Genomic DNA, 6,376 nt, shown 5'->3' with positions numbered 1-6,376 from the left:
ATCAAACTCTCCATTGTATAAAATGTTTTGTTTTAAATCTTTAGCTCTAATCTCAAAGGTATTGTTTGAAATTCACTCTCTCGCGAGAGTGGAAAACTTTTAGCTGCTCAAATACTTCAAAGAACGCTGTTCAAATATATTGCTATAAAGAACAATTTCTTTCTTTTTGCCGGGTCTGTCCTTGCGGCTTTTCCCGTTGTTCCGACCGCTGATTTTTCAGCGGAAAGTGGTGCAAAGATAAGTCATCTTTTTGAAACCACCAAATCTTTTCGAAAGATTTTTTCAGAAATTTTCAGAACCTTTTTTCTTATCGTTTCGAACCGTATTTCTTATTCGAAGCGGGTGCAAAGGTAAGTCATTTTTCCGAATCTCCAAAAGATTTTGGAACTTTTTTCAAAATTTTTCAGAACCTGTTTTTTCCGCCCCGGAGCAGTATTTCTCTCTCGAAGCGGATGCAAAGATAAGGGCATTCCGGAGTTATTTCCAAATAATTCCGGGACTTTTTTTCGACAATTTCACCACCTTTTTTACACACGGCTATCGGTCAGCGAGTTAGTTGTGAAAAATTTTTAATATATTTGCAAAAACGAACAGCGGAGACTATGAAACAGGCTTTAATATATATAGGTATGCTTCTGCTGGCCATTTCCTGCGGCCAAAACCGCGATCGCCTGCACACGGGCGACCTGCTCTTCCAGGCCGGAAAAAACACGGAGATGACCGGGGCGATCACGGCGGCGACGGGCGAAGAAGGGCCGCTGAATTTCTCCCACGTGGGGATCGCCGTCACAGGCAACGGGGCGGATTCGGTGCTCGAAGCCACGACCGACGGCGGCGTCCGGCTCACGCTATTGGAGGAATTTCTCGGACGCTCCGCAAAAATCGGCGGCCGGCCGGCAGTAGTTGCCATGCGGTTGAAGGACACGGCCGGCATCGCGGCTGCCGTCCGCCGTGCGCGCAGCTTCCTCGGAGTCCCCTACGATTATTCGTTCCGGCCCGGAAGGGAGAAACTCTATTGCAGCGAACTGGTGTGGGAAAGCTACCGCGCCGAAAACGGCACCCCGCTTTTCACGGCGCGGCCGATGAACTTCCGCGCCGCGGACGGAACCCTGCCGCAATTCTGGGCCGACCTGTTCGACCAACTGGGCGAGCAGGTTCCCGAAGGGCTGCCCGGCACGAACCCCAACGACATGGCACGCGAGGAGCTCCTCGAAGAAGTGCACCGTTATTTCTGACCGATGGGCACCGGCACACACCACCATGACACGGCGTTCTCGATCGTCAAGGCCCTCGGCATCGTAGCGGTGGTGATTTCACACGCCGCGATCCTGACACCGCTGGAAACCTTCACCTACTATTTCAACACGGCCGTCTTCTTTTTCGTCGCGGGCTATTTCTTCGACGACGGACAGACCGCCGCCCCGGGGCGTTTCATAGGCCGCAAGCTCCGACGCCTCTACCTGCCCTACGTCGTCCTGGGCACGCTCTTCGTGCTGCTGCACAACCGATTTCTCGAGTGGCACCTGATCGCCTATGACTTCTCCGCCCGGGAGGCCATCCTGCCCTACGACACCCCGGAGCTGCTCCGGACGCTGGGCCGGGTATTCCTGTTCCTGCACCACGAGCAGATGCAGGCGCCCTTCTGGTTTCTGCAAGGGCTGTTCCTCGGGCTGATGCTCTTTTTCTGCATCACGCTGGCAACCCGCAAACTCGCCCCGACGCCGACCGTGGCGGAACGGCTGCGCGGGGGCTCCATCCTGTTCCTGTTTACGGTCGCCATGCTGCTCGCCCGCCATCCGTCGGGCATTCCGGGCGAGTGGATCGCCGTCCGGACATTCGCCATCACGGGGATAATCTACCTCGGAAAACTCTTCCGCATCTTCCGCGCGCGGCTCCCGCTGGACGGGCGCATCGCAACGCTCTGCCTGGTCATCCTGCTCGCGGCGGCAGCCGCAGGCTGCCGCATCAACCTTGGCGGGAGACTTTTCGGCAACCCGGTGCTCTTCGTCGTGCTGGTGTGCACAGGATGCTACATGCTCGTCACTGCTGCAAGCCGCCTCACGGCATACGGCAACCCGTTGACACGTATGCTGGACTATACGGGACGACACACCATGGCGATCATGCTGTGGCACATCCCCGCATTCAAACTGCTGATACTCTTTCAGATGTGGGTTTGCGACTACCCGCCCCGCTACCTGGCCTGCCACCCGGTCATCCCCACGGGGTCGCCCTGGTGGTGGATACCCTATACCTTGGCCGGGATTGCCGTGCCACTGGGTTTCTGCGTGCTGTACGACCGGCTCAGACGATCCGTTCGACGGTAATGTCGGGATTCTCGCGCAGCAGGTCGATATAGCGGTCTTCGTCGGCATTTCCCTTGGCACGGATGACCAGGGTGGCCCGGTAGACGATGCCGTCTGCGCCGCGCTGCGCCTCGACCTCATAGGAGATCACGGCATATTCGCGGCTCTGCAACTCGTTGAACATGTCGTCGACCGCAGCCCGGCTCGCAGCCGAAAAGACCACCATCGTCCTGCGGCGCCCCAATCCCCCGAACACGAGTGTGAGCACTTCCAGCGCGAAGAGCGTCAGCAGAGTAGCCGCAGCCGCCACGATATACATGTGCGCCCCGGCCGCAAGCCCGATGCCCGCCGTGGCCCAAAGGCTCGCCGCCGTCGTAAGCCCGCGCACCAGCTGCCGGTGGATGATGATCGTACCGGCGCCGATGAAGCCGATGCCGCTCACCACCTGTGCAGCGATACGGCTGGGGTCGAGCCCCACGCCTGTATGCGTCAGGATGTCGGCAAAACCGTACTGCGACACGATCATCATCAGCGCGCTGCCCAGCGCAACCAGGAAATGGGTGCGGAAACCCGCATCCTTGACCCGGTATTCGCGGTCGAGGCCGATCACCGTACCGCAAAGGCCCGCCACGCACAAGCGTATGATAAAATTCCACTCCATCTCCATCGTCCTGCGGTTTTTGATTTACCTATTCAAATATACGGAAAATTATCGGGATCGGCAAACCGACCTGGGGCACAGGCGGCAGACAGCCCCCGGCGTTTCCCTGCAATAATTGCGCAACGGGAATAAAAAGAGGGAGATTTTTCAGCCCCGCGATTGCGGTATGCCGAATTTTTGTTATCTTTGCAAGCTAAGTTTAACTAATTAACTATTTACGACAATGCCGAAAATGAAAACCAATGCCGCTGCGAAGAAGCGTTTTACCTTCACCGGCACAGGAAAGATCAAGCGCAAACACGCTTATCACAGTCACATCCTGACCAAAAAGACGACTAAACAGAAACGTAACCTCTGCTACTCGGGTACGGTTTCTGCGGTCGACGAGGCCAAAATCAAGAACCTGCTGGTCAAGTAATCGACCTGCGGAAGTTATTAACCGGAGCGAATCAGCCCCAAAGAACGCGGGAGAACCGCGTCGCTGACAGCTCTTCAAAAACTTTACAAGTATGCCACGTTCAGTCAACGCCGTTGCATCACGCGCACGTAGAAAAAAAGTTTTGAAACTTGCCAAAGGTAACTTTGGTTCAAGGGGAAATGTTTGGACCGTTGCGAAAAACACGGTCGAAAAGGGTTTGCAGTATGCATATGCACACCGCCAGCTCAAAAAGCGGACATTCCGCTCGCTGTGGATCATGCGTATCAACGCAGCAGTCCGCGCACAGGGAATGACCTATTCACAATTTATCGGCAAACTCAACGCCAAGGGCATCGCACTGAACCGCAAGGTTCTGGCCGACCTGGCGATGAACGAGCCAAAAGCATTCGAGGCAATAGTTAAAGCAGTTAAATAAACCCTTTCACGGAAGGGTTTGCAGCGGCGGACACCTCGGTGTCCGCCTTTTTGGCATCACCGCGAAACAAGCATGGAAAACTGGAAAAAGACATTCGGGATCATCTGGAGCGGGCAGCTCGCCTCGATCCTCAGCAGCTCGGTCGTCGGCTATGCGATCATCTTCTGGATGAGCATCGAGACCGGTTCGGCCGAGGTACTGGCACTGGCCGCGATCGCGGGTACGCTGCCCCAGTCGCTGCTGGGCCCGGTCGTCGGGGTCTACGTCGACCGATGGGATCGCAAACGCACGATGATCCTGGCCGACAGCTTCATCGCGTTCTGCACGCTTATCCTGGCCGTGCTTTTCTGGTTCGACGTGGCGCAGATGTGGCATATCTACATCCTGCTGGCCTGCCGCTCGGTGGGATCGGCCTTCCATACCCCCTCGATGCAGGCTTCCGTGCCGCTGCTGGCTCCCGAAGCCCAGCTGACCCGGGTGGCGGGTGTCAACCAGATCATCAATTCGCTGTCGAACATCATCGGCCCGGCATTGGGAGCCGTGCTCATCAGCTTCACGGGCATCGGCAATATCCTGCTTCTGGACGTCGCGGGCGCCATCATCGCCTGCACCTCGCTGCTGTTCGTACGCATCCCCAATCCCGTGCGGGGCACGCTCAAACCTAATCTCTGGCGGGAGTTCCGCGAAGGGTTCAGTGCCATGCACGCCGTACCGGGCATGGGTTGGTTCTTCACGCTGGCCATCCTCGTCTGGTTTTTCATCATGCCCGTCGGGGTAATGTTTCCGCTGATGACGCTGCAGCATTTCGGCGGCAACACCTACGACATGAGTCTCATCGAGATCGTATGGGGCGGCGGAGCGCTTATCGGCGGCGCCATCATGGGCGCACGCGTCTACCGGGTAAACCGCATCGTCCTGGTGAACCTGATGTACCTGACCATCGGCATGTCGTTCACCATCTCGGGGCTGCTGCCGCCCACGGCGTTCGTCTGGTTCGCAGTACTATCGGCCATCGAGGGCATTACCAGCAGCGTTTTCAATTCGTCATTCGTCTCGGTCGTACAGACCCGCATCGACGCGGGTGTCCTGGGGCGCGTGATGTCGCTCTATTACAGCTTCGGGCTGCTTCCGTCGGCTATCGGACTGCTCGGCACTGGGTTCCTGGCCGAACAGGTCGGGCTCACCACGACATTCGTCATCGCGGGGCTGGTGATCTGCACGCTCGGGCTCGCGGCTTTCTGCATCCCCTCGGTCATGCGGCTCGACAGGCAGTCAAAAAGCGCGGAGCTCCAGACAAAGGCAACGGACGGGAAATAAATCCCGGGCAGGGCACGGAACGACAGAAAGCAACCACGTATCCGGGTTACCCCGGAGCAACCTCCCGGCAAAACGCCCCCTGGTACGACCGGGCAGCACCGGAGCCACCGCCTACGAAACATCACCGAAGCAAGTCCCCGACAAACAACCCCATCCAGCAAACACACCTCCAAGATAACAGACCGCCCGGAAAATAAAAATGCGGTGCGAAAATTCGCACCGCATTTACTTTTTACAATCAAAATTAGATCGTCACCGTATTTCCTGCATATTCGATCGTCGTCAGCAATTTCTTGCCGTCGGCACTTACGGCATATTTCACCGTCACTTTCGGAGAGGGGAAGGCCGTAAAATCGTACCCGCCGGTCATCATCGCCTCGAACTTACCTTCGCGGATGCTCGACCTCGTGTAATACTCGACATCCGTCAGCGTCATGCTCAGCTCCAGAGACGTTGCATTGTCCATCGTATAGAACGAAGGGCCGTAAATTGCACCCGTCGTGTTCACGACGAACTTCTCGCCCATGCAATCCGAATAGGTGAAATTCATGTTATGGGGCTTCAACGTCATACGGCCGCCCCAATTCGAGGTAAAATTGCTGCCCGAATCGAGGTAGCAGGCCTGATTCGCAATGCTGATCGCATAGGCTCCGTTTTCATCGTTGTAGAGCTGCGTGGAACCGCCCACCAGCGAAGCCTTTACCGACGTATTGCCGTTGGTGGCAACCAGCACCAGTTTTTCGTCGAACGTCACCGACCAGACCTTTCCGGCCACGGCATCTTCGAGCAGCGGGGCCCCGCCCGTGTCGATCAGCACGGCGCCCTCGCGCGAATAGCCGTCCATGTCCATATATGCAGGATTGAAAGTGATTTTGTAGCCAGTGGTCGTCTTTTCGATCTTCGAAGAGGTGCCGAGCAACTTGCCCTTGATGGAGATGCCTTCGATTTTCACATCCTCGAAGTTATCCACCCCCTGCTTGTGGGCTTCGGCCACAAGCATCGCCATACGCAGACCGATGTTGGCCTGCTCGGTCGCCATGGAATACTGGCTGGATGTCCAGTTGTAGATGTTGATCCCCTTCTCAACAGGTTGCAACTTCTTATAGGTGTCGTCCTCGTTGATACACCCGGTGAAAACCATCGACGCTACTACCGCCGCCGCCACAAACAAAAATTTTTTCATCATATACAATTTTAATAATACTTTATTCCTATTATAATCGCCAAATTCATTTGTA

At 56.1% G+C, this 6,376-nt stretch carries 7 protein-coding genes; 5 read left to right on the top strand and 2 right to left on the bottom strand.

The features are described from left to right. Positions 1–602: 602 nt before the first annotated feature. The gene (locus B3C38_RS08015; RefSeq protein ID WP_022333337.1) at positions 603–1,235 is read left to right on the top strand and encodes a YiiX/YebB-like N1pC/P60 family cysteine hydrolase; all 633 of its coding nucleotides are present in this window, start codon (positions 603–605) and stop codon (positions 1,233–1,235) included. Positions 1,236–1,238: 3 nt separating this feature from the next. Then, positions 1,239–2,327, top strand: a complete 1,089-nt coding sequence (locus tag B3C38_RS08010) for an acyltransferase family protein (protein ID WP_286726587.1) — start codon at positions 1,239–1,241, stop codon at positions 2,325–2,327. Here the strand turns inward: B3C38_RS08010 and B3C38_RS08005 are convergent. Continuing rightward, positions 2,305–2,973: an MgtC/SapB family protein gene (locus tag B3C38_RS08005; RefSeq protein ID WP_286726586.1), complete on the bottom strand. Its 669-nt coding sequence runs from the start codon at positions 2,971–2,973 to the stop codon at positions 2,305–2,307. The two genes, B3C38_RS08010 and B3C38_RS08005, sit on opposite strands and share 23 nt — an antisense overlap. A 217-nt stretch (positions 2,974–3,190) precedes the next feature. Here B3C38_RS08005 and rpmI point away from each other — a divergent pair, with 217 nt between their 5' ends. The 3 genes from rpmI (at position 3,191) to B3C38_RS07990 (ending at position 5,138) form a co-directional block, all read left to right on the top strand. Further along, positions 3,191–3,385, top strand: coding sequence for a 50S ribosomal protein L35 (gene rpmI, locus B3C38_RS08000; protein WP_022333333.1), 195 nt, complete (start codon positions 3,191–3,193; stop codon positions 3,383–3,385). A gap of 91 nt (positions 3,386–3,476) precedes the next feature. Further along, complete coding sequence (rplT, locus tag B3C38_RS07995; protein ID WP_022333332.1) at positions 3,477–3,821, top strand: 50S ribosomal protein L20; 345 nt, start codon at positions 3,477–3,479, stop codon at positions 3,819–3,821. A 72-nt stretch (positions 3,822–3,893) separates the two neighbouring features. Continuing rightward, on the top strand, positions 3,894–5,138 hold the full coding sequence (locus B3C38_RS07990; RefSeq protein WP_286726584.1) for an MFS transporter: 1,245 nt from the start codon (positions 3,894–3,896) through the stop codon (positions 5,136–5,138). Positions 5,139–5,382: 244 nt separating this feature from the next. On the opposite strand, the gene B3C38_RS07985 is transcribed toward B3C38_RS07990, so the two are convergent. Further along, positions 5,383–6,321 carry a hypothetical protein gene (locus tag B3C38_RS07985; protein ID WP_141405538.1) on the bottom strand — a complete coding sequence of 313 codons (939 nt, stop codon included), beginning with the start codon at positions 6,319–6,321 and terminating at the stop codon, positions 5,383–5,385. Between the last annotated feature and the right edge of the window lie 55 nt (positions 6,322–6,376).

It is taken from the genome of Alistipes sp. UBA1686, assembly GCF_002320215.1.
GTDB classification, from domain to species: Bacteria; Bacteroidota; Bacteroidia; order Bacteroidales; family Rikenellaceae; genus Alistipes; species Alistipes onderdonkii.
This window is presented reverse-complemented; position numbering and strand designations above follow the sequence as displayed.

Bases quoted from the DNA above. Each gene is read 5' to 3' on its own strand.
- B3C38_RS08015 (WP_022333337.1), top strand. From the start codon at position 603: ATGAAACAGGCTTTAATATATATAGGTATGCTTCTGCTGGCCATTTCC.
- B3C38_RS08010 (WP_286726587.1), top strand. From the start codon at position 1,239: ATGGGCACCGGCACACACCACCATGACACGGCGTTCTCGATCGTCAAG.
- B3C38_RS08005 (WP_286726586.1), bottom strand. From the start codon at position 2,973: ATGGAGATGGAGTGGAATTTTATCATACGCTTGTGCGTGGCGGGCCTT.
- rpmI (WP_022333333.1), top strand. From the start codon at position 3,191: ATGCCGAAAATGAAAACCAATGCCGCTGCGAAGAAGCGTTTTACCTTC.
- rplT (WP_022333332.1), top strand. From the start codon at position 3,477: ATGCCACGTTCAGTCAACGCCGTTGCATCACGCGCACGTAGAAAAAAA.
- B3C38_RS07990 (WP_286726584.1), top strand. From the start codon at position 3,894: ATGGAAAACTGGAAAAAGACATTCGGGATCATCTGGAGCGGGCAGCTC.
- B3C38_RS07985 (WP_141405538.1), bottom strand. From the start codon at position 6,321: ATGAAAAAATTTTTGTTTGTGGCGGCGGCGGTAGTAGCGTCGATGGTT.